This is a genomic window from Butyricimonas muris (assembly GCF_046365375.1).
Lineage (GTDB): Bacteria > Bacteroidota > Bacteroidia > Bacteroidales > Marinifilaceae > Butyricimonas > Butyricimonas muris.
Genome location: NZ_JBKEIT010000005.1, coordinates 300647 through 321959, shown reverse-complemented (window position 1 = coordinate 321959; position 21313 = coordinate 300647). Strand labels below are relative to the sequence as shown.

12 protein-coding genes and 1 pseudogene are annotated in these 21313 nt (G+C 46.2%); 10 read left to right on the top strand and 3 right to left on the bottom strand.

The window, feature by feature from the left end; genetic code table 11:
• Position 1 precedes the first annotated feature (1 nt).
• The 9 genes from ACK8P8_RS10655 to ACK8P8_RS10615 all read left to right on the top strand — a co-directional run bounded on the left by ACK8P8_RS10655 (position 2) and on the right by ACK8P8_RS10615 (position 16149).
• Positions 2–1468 (top strand): RagB/SusD family nutrient uptake outer membrane protein, encoded by a 1467-nt coding sequence (locus ACK8P8_RS10655; protein ID WP_369858909.1) that lies wholly within the window; start codon positions 2–4, stop codon positions 1466–1468.
• 17 nt (positions 1469–1485) lie between these two features.
• Positions 1486–2169, top strand: a complete 684-nt coding sequence (locus tag ACK8P8_RS10650) for a DUF4843 domain-containing protein (RefSeq protein WP_369858908.1) — start codon at positions 1486–1488, stop codon at positions 2167–2169.
• Between the two features lie 20 nt (positions 2170–2189).
• A complete protein-coding gene (locus ACK8P8_RS10645; RefSeq protein WP_369858907.1) occupies positions 2190–3719 on the top strand; it encodes a PKD-like family lipoprotein in 1530 nt (509 codons plus the stop codon).
• A 203-nt stretch (positions 3720–3922) separates the two neighbouring features.
• Entirely contained in the window at positions 3923–6532 is a 2610-nt protein-coding gene (locus ACK8P8_RS10640; protein WP_369858906.1) for a zinc-dependent metalloprotease, read from the top strand.
• Positions 6533–6564: 32 nt separating this feature from the next.
• Positions 6565–9150, top strand: coding sequence for a zinc-dependent metalloprotease (locus tag ACK8P8_RS10635; RefSeq protein WP_369858905.1), 2586 nt, complete (start codon positions 6565–6567; stop codon positions 9148–9150).
• Between the two features lie 127 nt (positions 9151–9277).
• Entirely contained in the window at positions 9278–11605 is a 2328-nt protein-coding gene (locus tag ACK8P8_RS10630) for a GH92 family glycosyl hydrolase (protein WP_369858904.1), read from the top strand.
• Positions 11606–11640: 35 nt separating this feature from the next.
• On the top strand, positions 11641–12381 hold the full coding sequence (locus ACK8P8_RS10625) for a basic secretory protein-like protein (protein WP_369859078.1): 741 nt from the start codon (positions 11641–11643) through the stop codon (positions 12379–12381).
• Between the two features lie 45 nt (positions 12382–12426).
• On the top strand, positions 12427–14706 hold the full coding sequence (locus ACK8P8_RS10620; protein ID WP_410025872.1) for a GH92 family glycosyl hydrolase: 2280 nt from the start codon (positions 12427–12429) through the stop codon (positions 14704–14706).
• A 249-nt stretch (positions 14707–14955) separates the two neighbouring features.
• Positions 14956–16149 (top strand): DUF4272 domain-containing protein, encoded by a 1194-nt coding sequence (locus tag ACK8P8_RS10615; RefSeq protein WP_369858902.1) that lies wholly within the window; start codon positions 14956–14958, stop codon positions 16147–16149.
• A 157-nt stretch (positions 16150–16306) separates the two neighbouring features.
• Here the strand turns inward: ACK8P8_RS10615 and ACK8P8_RS10610 are convergent, their stop codons facing one another.
• The 3 genes from ACK8P8_RS10610 to ACK8P8_RS10600 form a co-directional block, all read right to left on the bottom strand.
• Positions 16307–17074, bottom strand: a complete 768-nt coding sequence (locus ACK8P8_RS10610) for a TIGR03915 family putative DNA repair protein (protein WP_227216638.1) — start codon at positions 17072–17074, stop codon at positions 16307–16309.
• Positions 17075–17196: 122 nt separating this feature from the next.
• Entirely contained in the window at positions 17197–18462 is a 1266-nt protein-coding gene (locus ACK8P8_RS10605) for a putative DNA modification/repair radical SAM protein (RefSeq protein ID WP_186978413.1), read from the bottom strand.
• 86 nt (positions 18463–18548) lie between these two features.
• Positions 18549–19607, bottom strand: coding sequence for a class I fructose-bisphosphate aldolase (locus ACK8P8_RS10600; protein WP_227216637.1), 1059 nt, complete (start codon positions 19605–19607; stop codon positions 18549–18551).
• 111 nt (positions 19608–19718) lie between these two features.
• Between ACK8P8_RS10600 and ACK8P8_RS10595 the strand changes: the two are divergent.
• Positions 19719–21152, top strand: a pseudogene (locus ACK8P8_RS10595) (alpha-L-fucosidase); the annotation flags it as partial.
• Positions 21153–21313 lie beyond the last annotated feature (161 nt).

Below are 21313 nucleotides of genomic sequence, written 5' to 3'. Positions count from 1 at the left end.
TATGATACGATATAATTACTTGTTGTTGTTGATGCTGTTCGGGTTAGCGGCGTGTAATAGTTGGTTGGACGTGGAGTCGGATAATCAGGCGAGTGACGAGAAGACATTTAAGGATTACACGGGATTCCGAAGTGCTTTGAATGGTGTGTATTACAAGTTGTCCGAACCGGAAATGTACGGACGGGAGCTTTCATGGGGATTTCTCAGCGTGTTGGCACAAACTTATGAGGCTGGGGATGTCAGCCAAAATGATGCTTATAAAGCGGCAGTTGTTTATGATTATAATTCAAAGGATGTCAAAGATGTTATCTCAAAGATCTGGAAGGGTGGATATAATGCTATCGCGAATTGCAATAAATTAATTGCGGAGATAGAAGCTAAGGATGCCTCTTTCTTTCCTTTGGGTGAACGCGAACGAAATTTGATATATGGCGAAGCCTTGGCGTTGAGGGGATACCTGCACTTGGATTTGTTGCGTATGTTTGCCCCGGCTCCGGCGACCGGTGACAACGGGGCGTATATTCCTTACGTGACGGTTTACCCGACGCATTATGAATCCGCTTTGCCGACTTCAGAGGTACTTCGCCTTGCCAAGGAGGATTTGTTGAAGGCAAAGGAGCTTGTGGTGCAGAATGATACTTTGGACGATGAGATGGCGTATGCCAATCGTTTTGTCGCGGAGGATTCCGGAAACCGTTTTTTCAGTTTCCGGGGAACCCGAATGAATTATTTGGCCGTGTGCGGGACATTAGCGCGTTTGTGCTTGTACGCGGGTGAAAATGAAGAGGCTAACCGGTATGCGTTGCACGTGTATGAGTTAGTAGAAGCTAAGGAGGATTCGTGGGATATTTATTTTACTTCATCGTCGGATTTGAATGTTTCCGGCGTGAATAAATACGTGAAAGCGTATAATGATATTCTGTTTGCATTTTATAATAAAAAGCTGACGGAAGATGTGGAGGATTTCACGGAGGCGACCGGTAAGCCCAAGATGTTGTTGAAGAATGCCGGCAGTCTGTTCGGGGACAGGGGCGACGGGGATGATTATCGCCAATATCTTGTCGATTGGACTATTGATGCGAATCGTTCACAGAAGTGGTTGGATTTAGGTGCATCGGAAAACTTTTTGAGAGTGCAATATGCTTTGATTCCGGCGTTGAGATTTAGTGAAATATGCTATATCCTTGCAGAAACAACGTATGGTTCTGCTGCCGGTAATGCTGCTGCCGTGAAGTATCTGGAGGAGGTGCGGGGAGGACGCGGGTGTAAGCGTAATATCCCGGAAAGCGTGTCCGCCAGCACTTTCAAGGAGGAGTTAATCTGGGAAGGAATGAAAGAGTATCTCGCTGAAGGACAGACTTTTTTTATGTTTAAACGTTTGAACCATCCGGTGTTGAGCGGAAGTGAATCTGTCACGTTGGGAAATTCGTTCGTGTTGCCTTTGCCGGACGATGAAAAGGTGTTTTAGATTTTAAAAGACGAGTTATGAAAAAGATATATGTATTTATTTTAAGTGTATTCCTGTTGGGAGCGTGTTCAAAGGAGAATATTCCGATGTATGATACCGTGAATTATATCCAGTTTTCGGATACTTACCGGGATTCGATGGATATTTCGTTTTTCTTTTACGGGAATGCGGAGCAGATTGAGATTCCGGTAGAAGTGGAAATGCTGGGAAATCTGTTCTTGGAAGACCGGTCGTTTGTTGTCGAGCTGGATAAAGACTTGTCCACGGCAACGGATGAACATATCGTACTTCCGGAGTATTATGTTTTTCGTAAGGAACACGTGAAAGACACGATTTCGTTGGTATTGAATAATCCCGGGGATACTCGCGTGCGAATCGTGTTGGCTATCCGGGGGAACGGGGCGGATGTTTTGGCGGGGGAATACAGTTATCAATACAAGATTATTAATTTGAGTAGTGAGGTGTCGATACCGGAATGGTGGGATGGGGATATAGAGAAGTCTTTTCTCGGTACTTATTCGATTCCGAAGTATCAATTGTTGATTAAGGTGACCGGGGAGGGAGATTGGACTAATCTGGATGCTTCAACGAGAAGGGCTTACGCGTTACAGTTAAAGTATTATTTGCGTGAGATGGAAGACAAGGATGAAGTTGTGCTGGATGTAGATGGTAAAGCTATGACGGTAACAGTAATTGGATAATAAATCGATAGAATATGAAAATGAAAAATGTAATATATCTGTCTTTGTTGATGATGGTAGGATTGTTTTCCTGTATCAAAGACGAAGGTAATTATAAATACGAAGCGATACGAGACGCGAAGGTTTCGTTTGAAACTTACACGGTGAATTGTTTTGTGCATGATGAAGTGAAGGTTGAGCCTAAAATCCGGTTTGGTGAAGGTGACTCCACGGATTTCTCGTACGAGTGGCGTGTTGATTATGAGGTCGTTTCCACGGAGCGGGTTTTGGAATTTACCCCGGAACAAGCAAAAACGTATGCCTGCCGGTTAGCCTTGAAGGATAACCGTAATGGGAAAGTGTATAGTGGCACGATGTCCATTGTTGCGGCGACGGTGTATCAATCGGGGTTCTCTATCCTGTATGAAGAAGGCGGGGTGTCAAAACTGGGGCATATAAATTTACCTAGTGTTTCCCAAGATGAAGAGTATCATGCTTATTATGATTTGTACCGGGAGGCAAACGGGGAGGATATGGGTTCGGAACCGGTGAAATTGGTTCAGCATTTCTTTTGGAATGCGACTAATTATTGTAAATGGTCGGAGTTGCTGGTTATTCAGAATGGCGGGCAGGGACCCGTGGAATTGAACGGTAACACGAACGAGAAAGAGGTATTGACCCGTGAGGAGTTCGTGGGAGGAAATCCCCCGGAGAATTTTAAATTGGTATCTGCGTTTTACCCGTTCTACATGAATATCGTGTTGAGTGAGGATGGGAAAATTTATACCCGTTTCTTCAACGACCCGAAGAGTATGGGGTATCACTCTGCGGCTTACAATAATGTTCCTGTATATATTAATAAAGGGTATAAAATCGGTCAGATTATTGAAACGGCACACCAGTATCTCAAGCATTTTCTTTTGTATGACGAGTTGAACGGGCGGCTGATTCACGTGAGAAGTGCTTATTACACGACGGCAGAAGAGTACAGGGAGTTGCAGTACACGGGGACTTATCCTGCCGGTTTTATTCCGGTGAATAATTTGGGTGATTATGAGTTGGTATACGGTGCGGCTTACGGTGGCACCATGCAAGGAAGTACAAAGTATGCCTTGATTTTACGGGACGGGGACGATTGGAAAGTGGAAACATTCGGGATTGCAGCCAATGCGTTGGGGGTGATTACGTTGGATGCGTTGGATAAATGTCAGACGTTCTCCGGCAAGACGGATGGATACGTGACGGATAAAAGCATTTTCAGGATATTGAGAAATCGTACCTACATTTTTTTCTCCGGGGGAGCGAATAATGACGAATTGTATTATTACGATCTGAGTACCGGGAAATCATATCATTATACCTCTTTGAACGGACGTGCCATTATGGCGATGCACCCAGCCGAAGGGAATAAGGAGCTGGGGGTAGGACTGGAAGACGGGACGTTCATCCTGTTTAACGTTGAAGATTCGGTATTGAAAGCGGGTGAGCCTGTCGTGCTGTATGAACAGGGCGGTTTCGGTCGGATTGCCGATGTGATTTACAAATATAAATTATCAGGTCGGGATATGTAATTGCAGTATAGTTTTCTAAAATCGGTTTACCCGATTTTAGAAAACTACTCCGGTATTGTAACACAGTTATTTATACTTTTTATGCTGAATAGTATTTCTATGTCAGAAGGGATTGTTGTGTAGAAAGAGATTTGGAATATAAATGGAATTGTGGTACAAACGGGAGAATCAAAAATTAATTGGGATGTTTAAATATTGAAGTTATGATATTGAAATCAATTGTATTTGTATTAATATTTCTTTCTTTGAGTGTTGTGTCTGCAGAGGGTAAAGGGCGGAAGAAGAAACAAGCGACCAAAGAGGTAAAAACGGAAAGTGCTTACCAACGCTTTTTTAAGGGGAAGTCGTGCGAAACAAAGCGAGGTTTAATCACGTTGCACAAAATGGACGGGAAGATCTATTTCGAGTTACCGTTGAATTTGTTGGGGAAAGAGATGTTGCTTGGTTCGACGATTAGCGAAATCACGAATAATGATTTCGGGAGCGTGGGAGAGAAACCTAAAGAACCGCTGCACGTGGTGTTTACCCGCCAAGACTCGATAATTAGTTTGCGGGAGGTGAGTGCGGTATATTATACCACGGAGGAGAGTATAAGGAAACGTTTGGAAGAGAGTTTCAAGCCGGCTATTATTTTGAATCTTCCGGTGAAGGTGTACTCGGAAGACAGTACGGCAGTCGTGCTGGATTTGACCGATTTTTTATTGAGTGATAACGAGGGATTATCTCCCTTTTCCCAGTTCGCACCGATCAATAGTGGCAGGCGTCGGGTGGACAAGGAGTTTGTGAAGAAAAATTCATTTATCGGGGAAATTAAGGCTTTCGAGGATAATTTTAGCATACGCTCTTCTTTGAGTTATTTGGTTACCGTGCGGAATCAAGAGCGGGTATTGTTTCAGAAAGTACCTTTTACCGCGGTGATGACACGTAGTTTTATTTTGTTGCCGGAAGAACCGATGCGTCCCCGTATGGCAGATCCCCGTATTGCTATATTCTATCAGGCAAAATATGAATTTAATTCAAAAAAGAGTGGTGTCGATTTTCGTTACTATGCTAATCGTTGGCGGCTTGAACCTGCGGATGAGGCGGCTTATCGTGCCGGACAATTGACGGAGGTGAAGAAACCGATTGTGTTTTACGTGGATAACGCATTCCCGGAGAGTTGGAAGAAATACATCAAGCAAGGGGTAGAAGAATGGCAGAAAGCCTTTGAAAAGATCGGTTTGAAAAATGCGATTATAGCCAAGGATTTCCCGGAGAATGATCCGGAATTTGATCCGGAAAATCTGAAATATTCTTGTGTACGCTATTCTCCCTCGTGGACACCTAACGCTATGGGCCCCTCGTGGACAGATCCCCGGACGGGAGAGATTATCAATGCTTCGGTTTATTTTTATCACAATATAGCTCAATTGATTCAAAATTGGCGATTCGTACAGACGGCTCAGGCGGATGCTGACGTGCGGCGGATGCAGTTGCCGGAAGAATTATTGGGTGAGAGCATCCGTTACGCTATTGCGCACGAGGTAGGTCATTGTCTGGGTTTTATGCATAACATGAGTGCTTCTGCCGCAATCCCCACAGATTCTTTGCGTTCGCCTTCTTACACGCAAAAATACGGGACAACTCATTCAATCATGGATTATGCCCGGAACAATTACGTGGCACAACCGGGAGATAAGGAGAGGGGTGTGAAGTTGACGCCGCCTCATTTGGGTTTGTATGATTATTTCACGATAAAATGGTTGTACACGCCTTTGTTGGACGAGAAGACCACGGACGAGGAAGTGCCTGTTCTGGATCGTTGGATTGGCGAGAAAGCGGGCGATCCTGTATATCGCTATGGAAGACAGCAGATAAATTCTCGTTGGGATCCGAGTTCTTTCGAGGAAGACTTGGGAAATGATCCGATGAAATCATCTGCGTATGGGATAAAGAATTTGAAATATATTTTGGCAAACCTGAATGAATGGGTAGGGGCAGAAGATAAAGATTATGCGTTTCGCCAACAGATTTATAACGAGATTGTAATGCAGTATTTCAGGTATTTGAATAATGTTATTTTTAATATCGGCGGTATTTACTTGAATGAAAAATATGCCGGGGATCCGATACCTGCTTATGCTTTAGTTCCTAAAGCCAGACAAAAGGAGGCTTTGGTGTTTTTGTTGGATCAGTTGAAAGAGATGGCTTGGATTGATGCGAAGGATTTCAAGGATGGTCTGCCGTTGATGAGCGATATTTCGGGAGATATGGAAAATGCTATTTTCAGGGGACTATTGTCCCGGTTGAATGCGTTAGCCGTGTGCATGGAACAGTCGAAAGAGGAGGCTTATTCTACTCGGGAGTATATGAATGATTTATATGAATTTATCATGGCTCCTACCAAGAAGAGAAATTCTCTGTCTGAGATTGAAAAACGATTACAAATCAAGTATTTATCGTTTTTGGTGTCTGCTTCCGGCGTGGAAGTGAAAGGAATGGGCGGCTCGCCTTTTGCGTTTTCCCGTGACGGGATGATTGAGGTTATGGATTACGTGCAAGAGAATAGCCGGAATATTTATGGCGACTTGCCTAGCGAATATCTGGGTATGTTCGCGCGTAGGGGATGTTGTTTCGCTCCGGAGGAAATTAGCGGTTTCGGTAGAACGACGAACCTGAACAGACCGAATGTTTCTATCGGGACGGATTGTTTTTTGATGTTGAAAAAGACCTTGGCTTTATTGAAAAGCCGGATGAATACGGCAACAGAAGATACTCGATTGCATTATCAGTTGTTGGTTTATAAATTGGAGAAGGTTTTTAAGAATAACTGAGACGGGTGATTATTAACAGTAAACTAGTTGTCATGAAAAATATCATATATATAGTGTTTCTTCTTTCGATAGTTCTGTGTCCGTTCGAGGGCAGCGGGATGGTGCGGGAGAAGAAGGATACGGGTAAGAATAAAAATTCGGCTTATCAGAAACTCTTTGATGGTAAGAGTGTAAAGACGGCAAAGGGTGTAATGACGATTCATTACGCGGGGGGAAATGTATACGTGGAGTTTCCCTTGGATTTGTTGGGCAAGGATATGTTATTCGCTTCGTCGATAGAGAACACGAGTGATAACGGAGAGGGAGTTGTCGGGCAATTTGCCGGGACTCCTCAAGTGTTCGTGTTCACGAAAGAGGGAAATCACGTGCAGGCTCGTTTGCGGCAAGGTGCTCCTGTCGGTAACGGTAGTGGAGATGCTAACATGGAGAGTGCTTTAGAGAAATCTTTTATGCCGGGGGTGTACGCTACGTTTAAAATAGAGACTTACACGCCGGATAATCGTGCCGTGGTGTTGAATATGACATCTTTTTTCTTGGAACACACGGCGTTCACGAATCCGTTTTCCGTTCAGGCTGCCAATTCTGTATGGGGATTCGTCGGGCGGAATCAAAAGTATAAAGCGAACCGGAATTTGTTTCAAGAGGTCAAGGCGGATGGACGGAGCGTTACCGTGGTTTGTGAATCGGGGTATGATGTGGATCATATCGTGGTAGGCTCTGTAACAAGACAGAATATAAAAGTTTCCGTAACATTTAATAAAATGTTGGTGGTTCTGCCCGAAGATAAAATGACACCTCGTTATGCTGATTCTAGGATTGGGGTAAGTTTCGTGACAATTCCCGAAATCGGGAAAGAAAAATCAATATTGACAAAGAAGCATCTAGCCAGACGTTGGCGAGTGGAGCCGAGTGACGAGGTCGCTTATTGGGCCGGGCAGGTCGTGGAACCGAAAAAGCCGATCGTTTTTTACTTGGATACGTTGATGCCGGAAAGTTGGACGAAATATGTTCGTGCGGGTATTGAAGAGTGGAATAAGGCTTTCGAACGTATCGGGTTTAAAAATGTACTGCGTGCTGTTCCTTTTCCCGGAACTTCAGATTTTGACGCGGGGAATATTCAACATTCTGTGATTCGTTATTCTCCGACCTCTCCGAATATGTATCGTCCCCAACAATCTATGCTGGTGGATAACCGGAGCGGGGAGATTCTTAACGCATCGTTGTATTTACATCATCATTTTTTGTTCATACTGCATCGGGACAGGCTTCTATACACGATGGCGGCAGATCCGGAAGCACGTAAAGCTGTTTTGTCAGAGGAGGTGATGGGACAATTGATAAAGAGTCAGATGATTCGGGAGATCGGTTCGTGTTTGGGATTGAGATCCAATTTGCGGGCATCTTCTGTTTACCCGGTTGATTCGTTGCGTTCCGCGACTTTCACGAGGGAACACGGGTTGTCACCCTCGATAATGGATATGGTGCCGTATAATTATGTCGCTCAGGAAGAAGACGTGAAAAATGGCGTGATGCTGGTACAAGACAAGCTGGGGGAATACGATTATTACGCCATAGAATGGTTGTATAAACCGATTCGAGGGGTGAAGAATGCGGACGAGGAACGTGATACTTTGGATCGTTGGATTAAAGAATCCCGTCTGGATATAGCTAAAACATACGGGCATACCCCTTTTACCTCGAATGTTTACGATCCCCGAATATTGAGTGAGGATTTGGGAAACGATCATGTTAAAGCGGGGGAATATCTGATAAAGAATCTGAAAAAGTCGATGGCTCATTGTCGCGAATGGTTTGCCGAAGAGGATAAAACACTGGAACTCCAAAATAAGTTGTATGTTTTTATACAAGGACGGTATATGGACGGGTTGAACCGGATTGCATCCTATATCGGCGGTATGTATATCAATGAAGGTAATAGCGATGAGAATGTACAGCATTATGCGGTTGTTCCTAAAGCCAAACAACGGGAAGCCATTAATTTCTTGTTGGCACAGGCTAAAGATTTGGAATGGTTGGATAATCAAGAATTAAGACATGACCTGCGGGTGAGCTCTTCCGCCGTGCAACAAAAACGGATGGATATTTTTGGATTGTTATTTTCCCGTTGGTATATGGTTATTATGAGTTCCCGTAAGGCAAGCGGGGGATATACCGCGGACGAGTACATGGATGAATTGTACCGGATGGTGTGGGAGGGTACCATAAAACGTAGAAAATTGGATCCGTTGGAAAGGGATTTCCAGATGGCTTTCTTGGCTGCTGTGATTGCTTCTTCGACGGTAACGGAAGATGCCGCGAAACTGGATGCACACACGAAAGCGTTGGCACAGGGAATAAGCAGTGGCAGACAAGTTTATGACCCTATTCTTTGTGAAAAGATGGAGCGGATGCAGGTAGAAAATATTAGTGGATTCTATGCGCAAGAGGGGATTAAGGTAAATACATTGTCACGTTCTCATGTCTTTTACCAAATGTTGCTGAAAATCGATGGTATGGTGAATAATGCCATGAAAACAAGCACGGGAGAAATGAAGGACTATTACGAGTATTTACATTATAAAATCAGACAGGCTTTGGATGTAGAAGGTATTCGTTAGAGAAAGTTGTTTAAAAAGAGAGTTGCAATATGCCAGAAATATTGCAACTTTTTTTCACCCTTTTGGGGTATTCGAGTGTCTTTTTAAAGTAGTCGAGTAACAGGAAATTTTAATTAATGCTGATGAGATGAAATTGAACGTACTTTTATTGTGTCTGGGAACTATGCTGGTAAATGAAGAAGAAAAGAAAAGTCCGGTGGATTACGTGAATCCTTTTATCGGGACGAAAAGCATGGGACATACTTTCCCGGGGGCTTGTGTTCCGTATGGTGCGGTACAGTTAAGTCCCGATACGGAGAACGTGCCGCATAATATTGATGGTGTTTACCGGAAAGATACTTATCGATATTGTGCCGGATACCAGTATGATGATCCGACGATTGTCGGGTTCAGTCACACACATTTGAGCGGGACGGGACATTCGGATTTAGGTGATGTGCTTTTGATGCCGACAGTCGGGGAATTGAAATTAATTCCCGGTACGGCGGAACAGCCGGAAGAGGGGTATCGTTCCCGGTTTTCGCACGATCAGGAAAAAGCCTTACCCGGCTATTACGAGGTGATGTTGCAGGATTATGACGTGAAAGTGCAGTTGACAGCGACGGAACGGGTGGGGATTCACAAATATACTTATCCGTCAGGAGTGGAAGAAGGTCATGTGATAGTGGATTTGTTGCACGGAATATATAATTATGACGGGAAGGTATTGTGGGCGAATCTCCGGGTGGAAAATGATACCTTATTAACAGGATACCGGATCACGAGGGGATGGGCTCGGACGAATTACACTTATTTCGCGATAACGTTCTCCAAACCGATACGGAATTACGGGCACGAGAATTTCGAGGAGGTGGACTATAAAGGTTTTTGGCGTCGGTTTGATGAGAAACACAATTTCCCGGAAATGGGCGGTAGGGGCATTGTGGCATATTTTGATTTCGACTTACACGATAGCCCGGAACTGGAGGTTAAGGTGGCTCTTTCGTGCGTGAGCACGGAAGGTGCGTTGAAAAACTTACAGGCGGAAGCGGCAGGTGTTGACTTTGAAACGTTGGCGGCACGTGCCGGAGAGAAATGGAACAAGGAGCTTTCGGTGATTGAGGCTCGAGGAAGTCATGACGAGTTGTGTATGTTATATACCTCGTTGTACCACACGATGATAAATCCGTCTGTTTACATGGACGTGGATGGACAGTACCGGGGTGTGGATCACATGATTCATCAGGCGGAAGGTTTTACCAATTATACCGTTTTTTCTTTGTGGGATACCTATCGGGCTTTGCACCCGTTGTTTAATGTGATCAACCGGGAGCGGAACCGGGATATGGTGATGTCCATGTTGGAGCATTACCGGCAGAGTGTACACAAGGCTTTGCCCGTGTGGTCGCATATGGGTAACGAGAACTGGTGTATGATCGCTTATCACGGGGTTGCCGTCGTGGCGGATGCCGTGGCGAAAGGTATCGAACTGGATACGGCGTTGGTATTGGAGGCGATGAAGAACAGTTCGAATATTCCGTATTACCAGCATACCCGTGAATACGTGGAAAAGGGGTACGTGCCCGTGGATAAAGACGGGAATGGTGCTTCAATCACGCTGGAGAACGCGTATGACGATTGGGCGATATATCGGACGGCGAAGGCGGCGGGGAACGAGAATATGGCTCACGAATACGAAAGCCGGGCGATGAATTACCGTAATCTGTTTGACGAACGTTTGGGATTTGCACGTCCCCGCTTATCCGACGGGAGCTGGAAAGAGCCGTTCGATCCGTTGGGCACGCATGGCGAAGGATTTATCGAGGGTAATTCGTGGAATTACTCGTTGCACGTGCCGCACGATGTAAACGGGTTGATCCGTTTGACGGGAGGGGAAAAGCGTTTTGCCGAACGGTTGGATAGCTTGTTCACGATGCATCTTCCGGAAAAATATTATGCCGATACGGAGGACATCACGGAAGAGGGGTTAATGGGGAATTACGTGCACGGGAATGAACCCAGCCATCACGTGTTGTATTTGTACGCTTGGACTTCTCAACCTTGGAAGACGCAGTTCCGGGTGCGGGAAGTGATGAACCGTATGTACAGGAATAAAATCGACGGGTTATGCGGTAACGACGATTGCGGGCAGATGTCTGCTTGGTATATCTTCTCGGCTTTAGGATTTTATCCTGTCTGTCCCGGGACGGATCAATACGTGTTGGGTGCTCCTTACCTGCCCTACATGAAAATACGTTTGGAGAATGGCAACACGTTTGAGGTGCGTGCGTCGAAAGTGGATGACAAAAACCGATACGTGAAAGCTGTCCGGTTGAACGGGAAACCGTATGATAAGGCTTATATAACCCAACGGGATATCATGGCGGGAGGGATGTTGGAGTTTGAGATGAGTAATCGTCCCAACCGAAATAGGATTTACACGGATGATAATAAACCTTATTCCTTGACACGATGAATATAAAGATAATCATATGTTGGTGTATCTTGGGAATGGCAAGTTCCTGCGGATGCAAAAAGAATAGCCCGAAAGCGGGAGAAGTTGTGGATTGGTCTGCCTATGACGTGGGACAAGTGGAGTTCCGGAATTTGTCGCCGGAAACGGAAGGGGCTGAATTATACGCCCGCATCGTTCCCCATCCCGAACAATTTATACAGGAATGCGCCCGACAAGTATTGAATACACTCTATTTTTCACCCACAGATAGTATTCCGAGTGTGAGATGGATTACTTATATATTAAAGTCTTATGATGGAATATCGGCGAAAAGCGGTAATCCGCCCTCGATCACGATTACTTACAGCACGGATTGGGTGGAGAAAAGTTATAAGGGAAACATGGATGCGTTGGTGCGGGAAAACCGGGGAGTACTCTGGCATGAATTGACACACGGGTTTCAATTGGAACCGCAAGGGATAGGAACTTACGGGACAAACAAGACTTTTTGGGCTTTCATCGAGGGGATGGCGGATGCCGTGCGTTACGTGAATGGTGGTTTCACTTTGGACGACCGCCCCAAGGGAGGACATTACATGGACGGGTATCGTACAACAGGTTTCTTTTTGGCTTGGTTGACGCAGACGAAAGATTCGGATTTTTTGCGTAAATTTAACCGCAGTACTTTGCTCGTCATTCCTTGGTCTTTTCAAGGTGCGATTCAATATGCTCTCGGGGAGGGATATGACATAGACCGGCTTTGGGAAGAATACATGATCGCGATGGGAGATAAGTAGAGGCGTACAAGAAACTGGAGAGGTGTAATATAATACGTTGTGTTTATGAGATATTATGTTTGTGTTTTAGTTTGTTTGTGGCTCGGCGTGGGTATTCCTGCGCGAGCTCAAACTGTTTTTGAGCCCGTGGAGTACGTGAATCCGCTTATGGGTACACAGTCCACGTTCGAGTTGTCGGCAGGGAACACTTACCCGGCGATTGCCCGTCCGTGGGGAATGAATTTCTGGATGCCCCAGACGGGGAAAATGGGCGACGGTTGGGCTTATGTCTACACGGCAAACAAGATACGGGGATTCAAACAGACGCATCAGCCGAGTCCATGGATTAATGATTACGGTCAATTCTCGCTGATGCCCGTGGTCGGGAAACCGGAGTTCGAGCAGGAGCGGCGTGCCAGTTGGTTCTCGCATAAGGGGGAAGTGGCGAAACCTTATTATTACAAGGTTTATCTTGCGGAGCACGATGTGGTGACGGAGTTCACGACGACAGAGCGGGCGGCTCTTTTCCGCTTTACTTTTCCGGAGAACGAACATTCGTATATTGTTGTCGATGCTTTTGACCGAGGTTCATTTGTCTGTATCGAGGGAGATAACAAGATCGTGGGATACACTACTCGGAATAGTGGCGGTGTGCCGGAGAATTTCAAGAATTACTTCGTGATAGAATTTGATAAACCATTCGAGTATAAACACACGTTTGTCGACGGGAAACTGAGTGACGATTCAGTACAGCAATCCCATCACGTGGGAAGCGTGATTGGCTTCCGGACAAAAAAAGGGGAGAAGGTTCACGCCCGCGTGGCATCTTCATTTATAAGCCCGGAACAGGCTGAATTAAACTTGAAAGAGTTGGGAAACGACGATTTCGAAACCTTGGTCGGGCGGGGTAAAGCGGCATGGAATAAAGTGTTAGGAGCTATTCAGGTAGAAGGAGGTTCGTTGGACCAATACCGGGTGTTTTATTCTTGCCTCTACCGTTCGGTACTTTTTCCCCGTAAGTTTTATGAAATAGATGCGGAGGGAAACACGGTGCATTACAGTCCATATAATGGAGAGGTGTTGCCGGGATATTTGTACACGGATACGGGATTCTGGGATACATTCCGTTGTCTGTTTCCCTTGTTAAATCTGGTTTATCCTTCCCGGAACAAGGAAATACAGGAGGGATTAATTAATACTTACAAGGAAAGCGGCTTTTTCCCGGAATGGGCAAGTCCGGGACACCGGGGATGTATGGTCGGGAATAATTCGGCTTCCGTGCTTGCGGATGCCTATTTGAAAGGCGTGCGGGTGGCCGACGTGGAAACGCTGTACGAGGGGCTGATACACGGCACGGAACACGTGCACCCGAAAGCCTCTTCCACGGGACGTTTGGGACACGAGTATTATAATACATTGGGATACGTGCCTTACGACGTGGGGATAAACGAGAGTGCCGCGCGTACATTGGAATATGCTTATGATGATTGGTGTATTTATCAATTAGCAAAAAAGTTAGAGCGTCCGGCAGAGGAAGTGGAGCGATTTGCCCGACGGGCGATGAATTATAAACATTTATTCGACCCCGAAACCAAGTTAATGTGGGGAAAGAATCAGGATGGCACTTTTATGACGCCCTTCTCTCCCCTGAAATGGGGTGACGCTTTCACGGAGGGGAATAGTTGGCATTACACGTGGTCGGTATTCCACGACCCTCAAGGGTTGATTGATTTAATGGGAGGAAAAGAGTCTTTCGTGCAGATGCTGGACTCTGTTTTTGCCGTGCCGCCCCTGTTTGACGAGAGTTATTACGGGGGAGTGATTCATGAAATCCGGGAAATGACCGTCATGAACATGGGGAATTACGCTCATGGAAATCAACCTATACAGCACATGATATACTTGTATAATTATGCCGGACAACCTTGGAAAGCGCAGTACTGGCTGCGGGAAGTGATGAACCGGATGTACACGCCCGGACCGGACGGTTATTGCGGGGACGAGGATAACGGGCAGACATCGGCATGGTACGTGTTCTCGGCGCTTGGTTTTTATCCCGTCTGTCCGGGTTCGGAGCAATACGTGCTGGGTACACCGCTTTTCCCGAAAGCAACGATTCATTTCGAGAACGGGAAAAAGATGGAGATTGTTGCCCCGGGGACAGACGATACGCGTCGCTATATCGACCGGATGAAATTGAATAAACGAGTTTACACGAAGAATTACGTCACACATAAAGACTTGCATGGTGGCGGACGGATAGAGTTCCGTATGAGTGAACGCCCGAATAGGTCGAGAGGAACCGGTGAGACGGATTTCCCTTATTCTTTTTCTTTGGAAAAATAGGCAGGGCAAATGCGTCAAAACGCTTTTTGCCCTTTTAGTCAAAAGTTTATAAAGTTTATAAGGTTTATGGACCCTAGCGGGCGCTTTGTCCACCGCAGCATAGCTGCCGGTAAACCTTGTCCGAAGGACGCCCGTTACTTTATGAACTGGGCGGGGCAAAAAGCGTTTTGACGCGTTTGCCCCGGAAAATAGAGGATATTGCTTTCTCGAAAGGAGTTTCTATATTTGTATGAATTATAAAACGATTTTATGGAGAAAGCAAATTTGACTCTTTACACGGTAATCGGTGATTTCGACCGGGTGGCACAATCTATGGAAAAGCGGTTCCGTGAGGTAACTAAAATATTCTCGCCTGACAATAATCGCTGGATGTTCGTGTTGCAGGACGATTCGGTGATTCGTTGTTCTATGATGCAGACCAAGGACGAGGCGGAGCGGGTGGCAGAACACACGAACGGGATGGCGAATTTTTTTGCGCAGGCGGAAACCGAATTGACCGCTATCAAGGAAGAAGTACTTCGTCAGGTCAATTGTTTCAATTGTGTCGTGGGTATAGAGTTCGAGGTTGATGATAATCGGGAGCGGACGAATTATATCGTGAATACTATTTTTGATGTTGCGGCAGATATAAACGGTTTCGTGCTTTACCCAAGCATGAGCCTGTATGACAGTAAGGGTAAACTGCTTTTTTCGGCACGGGGCGAGAGTGAGTACGAGACTTTTCGTCCGGTGGCAAACTCCGATTTGTTGGAAGTCGGACGTTCGGCACCCGCAGATGTGGATCAATATCGTAGAGAGCGTTCTATCGTCCGTTTGGAAGAGGAAGGTGTACCTTATATAGAGCATTTGCCTTGCGAGGTATTGGACAGTGAAGCAGTTATTCGTACCCCGGAAGAAATAGCCCGTAGGGCGACAGCGTTGTTTGTCGTGGCATTGTATTCGGAGGTAATGTTGTCCGAGAATCCCGATCGAGAGGAAGGATTGAGTTTCGTGCAGAAAATAGATGAAAGTTATCATATTATGGACGAACTGACTCCCTTGGAGAAAACTTATCTTGAAAATCCTTCACCGGAACAGCATGACTGTATTCAATTCCTGTGGCGGTACGAGTGTTGTGCCGTGCTATTGTGGGCATTAGGGAGCGCGGAGTTGTCCTATCCCTCGGAGATTTGTGATGTCCCGTTTATAGCCCGGTTTTTCTTTGATAACCAAGAGAAAGGGACTATTTTAGGGTTAGGCGAAACACGGGGTAAAGAGGAGATTCTGGATGAGGCTGACTTGACATTGCGTTATGATTGGGCATGCGTGGATGCCCGTATCAATGGGAAAGAAATGCCTGCTTCATTGGACGGGGGAATAGTGATGGAACGTCATTACGCGTTTAACTGGTTGATAGGAGCGAATGGGGGTGCGGATTGGGATGATATTCGACCGACAACTTGACAAACTTCCAGCATATTTTGTTGTCCTGTCGTTTTATAGACGTTTGGAAACGGTTCAAGAACGGTTGAACAACGGTTCATGAACGACAGTACTTCTGGAAAAGGCTTGGAATGGTTCCCTTGCCATTCGCGTTTTGGGTGTTTAAGGTGTTAGACGCTTATTTTCTTTTTTCAGTCAAGTATTTCCAAAAGCGGGCGGGGAGATTCTGACGGTGTAGTTTCGGATTGAGGCGCTCTTTGATAGCGATCGTTTTAAAGTAGGTTTGCCAAAGTTGCTGAAAGAGCTTTTCGTCTTGGTCCATGATGCTCTCGTCGAGGAACCCGGTGAGAAGATGTCCCTCTTTTTGTTCGAAATGTACTTCCGTGACCGTGGTTAGATCATAGTAGTAACCGTACTCTCGTTTTAGGTCATAGAGTAACCATTGCTGGTCGGCAAAACGGTCTTGCAAGTAAGGGATAACCAACGAGAGAACATTATACAAGGGTTTCAAGGCGGCGAAGTACGTGCCGTCCGCGGCTTTTTGGAAACGCAGGAACTGGATAACCCGGAGGCGTTCGTTTTTCACTTGCTTGAATACTTTGGACAGTTCCAATACATCCGGATCGCCGAAGTTAAGTTCAATGGAGCGCGGTGCGTCTATCGCCTTGCGTATATAGCGGAATAACAAAAGATCAATCCCCGGCAGTTCCGATAACCAGCACGTTGTGAGTTGAGAAAGGGCTGGGGCTGACAATTTCTTTTGCAGTCCTTTCCATACCCGTTCACTCCTTTCCGTGTCCGTCGTTACCGTGAAACTTTTGTCATAAAATAGCGGTAGCGTTTCACCTTCCCCGAGCAAGACATCCGGATACTTTTTGTAACTATATGCGTCAAAAACCGTGGTCAGCAACCCTTCAAATGTCTTATCGTAGATGAAAATAACCATGTGTCAATTTTAGATTTAGTGATTTTTGATTTAAGATTCCAGTCACACAAGCTAACGCTTCTTCCTTTTCCATCTGCCAAGTTTTTTTAATCGTAAACCATAAATCATAAATTAATAAGATTTCAATTGACAAAGTCGAATGGAATAATCAGTTGCCCGTCGTCGATTTTCCGGGTTGCCCTTTGGGTTAGGATACGTCTAACATTCTCCGGTTTTAATTCATTGACGGTTTTGGTTGGCAATTCGTGGCAGGTGATGAAATATTGTGCTTTTTTCAACACGACGCCTATCTGCTTGAGTTGAGCCATCCCTAAACGGGAATAACGGCGTGCCGTGACAATCATTTTAGCAGACTTCACGCCAAGCCCCGGGACCCGGAGCAGCATCTCGTAGTCCGCCCGGTTGACGTCCACGGGAAAGGCTTCGGGATGACGTAACGCCCATGCCAGTTTGGGATCAATCTCCAAGTCAAGATCGGGATAGGAATCATCCACGATTTCTTCCACCTTGAAATGGTAGAAACGAAGCAGCCAATCGGCCTGATACAATCGGTTTTCCCGAACAAGGGGCGGCTGTTTCAGAGCCGGTAACCGATGATCGTACGCGTTGACGGGCACGAATCCCGAATAATAAACCCGTTTCATGCTGGGGCGCTTGTACAGGGCGGAAGTAAGCCCGAGTATATCTTTATCCTTGTCGGGTGTGGCGCCGATGATCATTTGCGTGCTCTGTCCTGCCGGAACAAAACGGGGTGCATGTCGGTACTTCTTTCTGTCCTCTGCACTTTGCAACATCCCTTGCTGAATAAAGCGCATGGGAGTGAATACGCTCTGGAAGTCTTTTTCCGGGGCGAGAAGTTGCAGGCTCTGCTCGTTTGGAATCTCGATATTCACGCTCATCCGGTCGGCGTACAACCCCGCCTCGTTCACCAGTTCCTGACTGGCACCGGGGATACTTTTCATGTGGATGTACCCGTTGAATTTGTACACTTGCCGGAGGTCTTTCACCACCCGAACCAATCGTTCCATGGTATAGTCCGGGTTACGAACGACTCCGGAACTGAGAAATAGTCCCTCGATATAATTCCGTCGATAAAACTCTATCGTCAAGTTGACCAACTCCGTCACGGAAAAAGTAGCCCGCGGCAAATCATTACTCCTGCGGTTTATACAGTAAGCACAATCGTATATGCAGTTATTCGTGAGCATGATTTTGAGCAACGAAATACAGCGTCCGTCTTCCGCGAAACTATGGCATATACCCCATCCCTCGGCACTTCCGATTTGTCCTTTTTTGTGAGAACGGGAAGTTCCGCTGGATGCACATGATACATCGTACTTCGCTGATTCAGCGAGGATTTTGAGCTTGTTGAGTACACTTTCATCCATGTCGAACGGGGTTTAGTCTTCCTCACAAAGATAGAATAAAAAATACTTGTCCGGATGGATGAAAGGGATTTTATCTTTTAGTTTTTCTATGCCAAAGTAATCGTTTTGTCCAGATACACATCTTGAATGGCGTTCAATAATTCTACGCCCTCTTTCATCGGTTTCTGGAAAGCCTTTCTACCGCTGATAAGTCCCATGCCGCCGGCTCGCTTGTTAATGACGGCTGTTATCACGGCTTCTTTCAGATCGGATGCACCTTTGGATTCTCCGCCGGAATTGATTAAACCGACCCGTCCCATGTAGCTGTTCGCTACCTGATAACGGCACAAGTCTATCGGGTGGGAAGACGTGAGGCGGGAATATACGCGTTCGTCCGTTTTCCCGAATTTTAAAGCGGTAAAGCCACCGTTGACCGTGGGGAGTTTCTGTTTCACGATGTCGGCTTGTATCGTGGCTCCTAAATGATTGGCTTGTCCGGTAAGGTCTGCCGCAGAGTGATAATCCGTGCCGTCTTTTTTGAAGTGTTCGTTTCGCAGGTAACACCAGAGGATGGTGGTCATGCCTAATTCATGGGCGTGAGCGAAGGCTTCCGAGATTTCCAGTATCTGACGCCTGCTTTCCGGGGAACCGAAGTATATCGTGGCACCCACGGCGGCGGCACCCATGTTCCAAGCTTCTTCTACCGTGCCGTACAAGGTTTGATCATATTGGTTCGGGTAAGTTAGAAGTTCGTTGTGGTTGATTTTCACGATAAAAGGTATCTTGTGAGCGTATTTGCGGGCTACCGAGCCGAGTACGCCGTATGTTGAAGCAACCGCGTTGCAGCCACCTTCAATGGCGAGTCTTATAATATTCTCGGGATCGAAGTAGAGCGGGTTCGGGGCAAATGATGCACCTGCCGAATGTTCGATGCCTTGATCCACTGGTAGAATGGACACGTATCCCGTGTTTGCCAGACGTCCGTGTCCCAGAATGGATTGCAGACTGTTTAACGTGCGGGTATTTCTGTCGGAAGGTACCCATATATCGTCGATCGTGGTTGGCGACGGGGCGTGAATCAATGACTTGTCAATTGTCCTGCAAGTGTGATTTAGAAGAAATTCACTTTGATCTCCAAGGATTTCAGTTATTTTGTTTGTGTTCATACGGTAAAATTTTTACGTTACTCCCTATGAAACGTAAAAGTGGGAGAATATGTTGTCTGAATGAGAAAAAAAGTTTATTTTTACATTCATTAATTAACATTGATAATCATGGTGAAATCAATCTATATACTGGGGGTGTTATTGTGCACGTGTATTTTACCGGCGGGGGCGCAGAAGGGGAAGTTTTACGAGAAACAGGTATGTTTCCCGGGGCAGGCAACCTTGGAAGAGAAAGTGGATATGGCGTCACGGCTGATTCCCTCGAAAAAGCAATTGGCGTGGCAACAATTGGAGATGACCGCTTTTATCCATTTCGGGATGAATACCTTCACGGGACAGGAGTGGGGGGACGGTAAAGAGTTCCCCGCGATGTTCAATCCCGTGGCTCTGGACGCGGACCAATGGGTGCGGGTATTGAAAGCGGGTGGCTTCAAACTGGTGATCATTACCGCGAAACATCATGACGGTTTTTGCTTGTGGCCCACGAAGACAACCCGACATTCGGTGGCTTCTTCCCCGTGGAAAAACGGAAAAGGGGACGTGGTCAAAGAGGTGAAGAAAGCCTGTGAGCGGAACGGGATGAAATTCGGCGTGTACGTTTCCCCGTGGGACCGGAATGCTTCCTGCTATGGCGATTCCGTGAAATACAACGAGTTCTTTATACAACAATTGACCGAGTTGTTGTCCGACTATGGCAAGGTGGACGAAGTATGGCTCGACGGGGCAAACGGCGAGGGACCGAACGGGAAGAAACAAGCATATAACTGGGAAGCGATCATGAAGACAATCAATAAATTGCAACCCAATGCTGTCACGGCAATTTGCGGTGACGATGTCCGTTGGGTAGGGAACGAAAGAGGTCGGGGGAGAGATACGGAGTGGAGTGCCTCGGCATTGGTGCCGGAGGTGTTCCCGAATGCCCGCGTGAGAAACGAGCGGTTGCATTTGGATTCCTATACCCGTGATCTGGGGAGCAGGCATGTACTTGCCCGTGCTACTGAGCTTTTTTGGTATCCGTCCGAGGTCGATGTGTCTATCCGTCCCGGTTGGTTCTATCATGATTATGAAGATAATAAAGTAAAGTCTTTGAAGGAATTGGTGGACATTTATTTCCATTCCGTGGGATGTAATTCTTCTTTGTTATTGAATGTACCGCCGGATAAACGGGGTGTGATTCACGAGAATGACGCGGCTCGCTTGAAAGAGTTCGGTGAATATATAGAAAAGACATTCTCGAAAGATTATACCTCTCGTTGGGCTCGTCCGTGGACAGCAAAACCGGGTGAGCAGAAAGAATATGCCTTAAATAAAGGTGCCGTGGTCAACACTGTTATGTTGCAGGAAGATATCAGCAAAGGGCAGCGGGTAGAAGCCTTCACCGTGGAAGTCCGCGTAAACGGGGAATGGAAACCCGTCGCGGAGGGCACCACGATCGGGTACAAGCGTCTTTTGCGCTTCCCGGATACGGAAACAGACGGCATCCGTGTAATAATCCGTGAATGTCGCGGTGTGGCAAATATATCGCGGGTAGGGGCGTTCTTGGCGCCGAAAATAAATTAGTTTATAAGGTTATTGACCCCGCGGGTGCTTTGTTTATGGCTGCAAAGCTGCTGATAAATTTTTCCGGGGAACTCCCGCGACCTTGTAGACCTTATGGTTTTCTACTTTATAAACTTTACAAACTTTATAACTTTACAAACTCATTT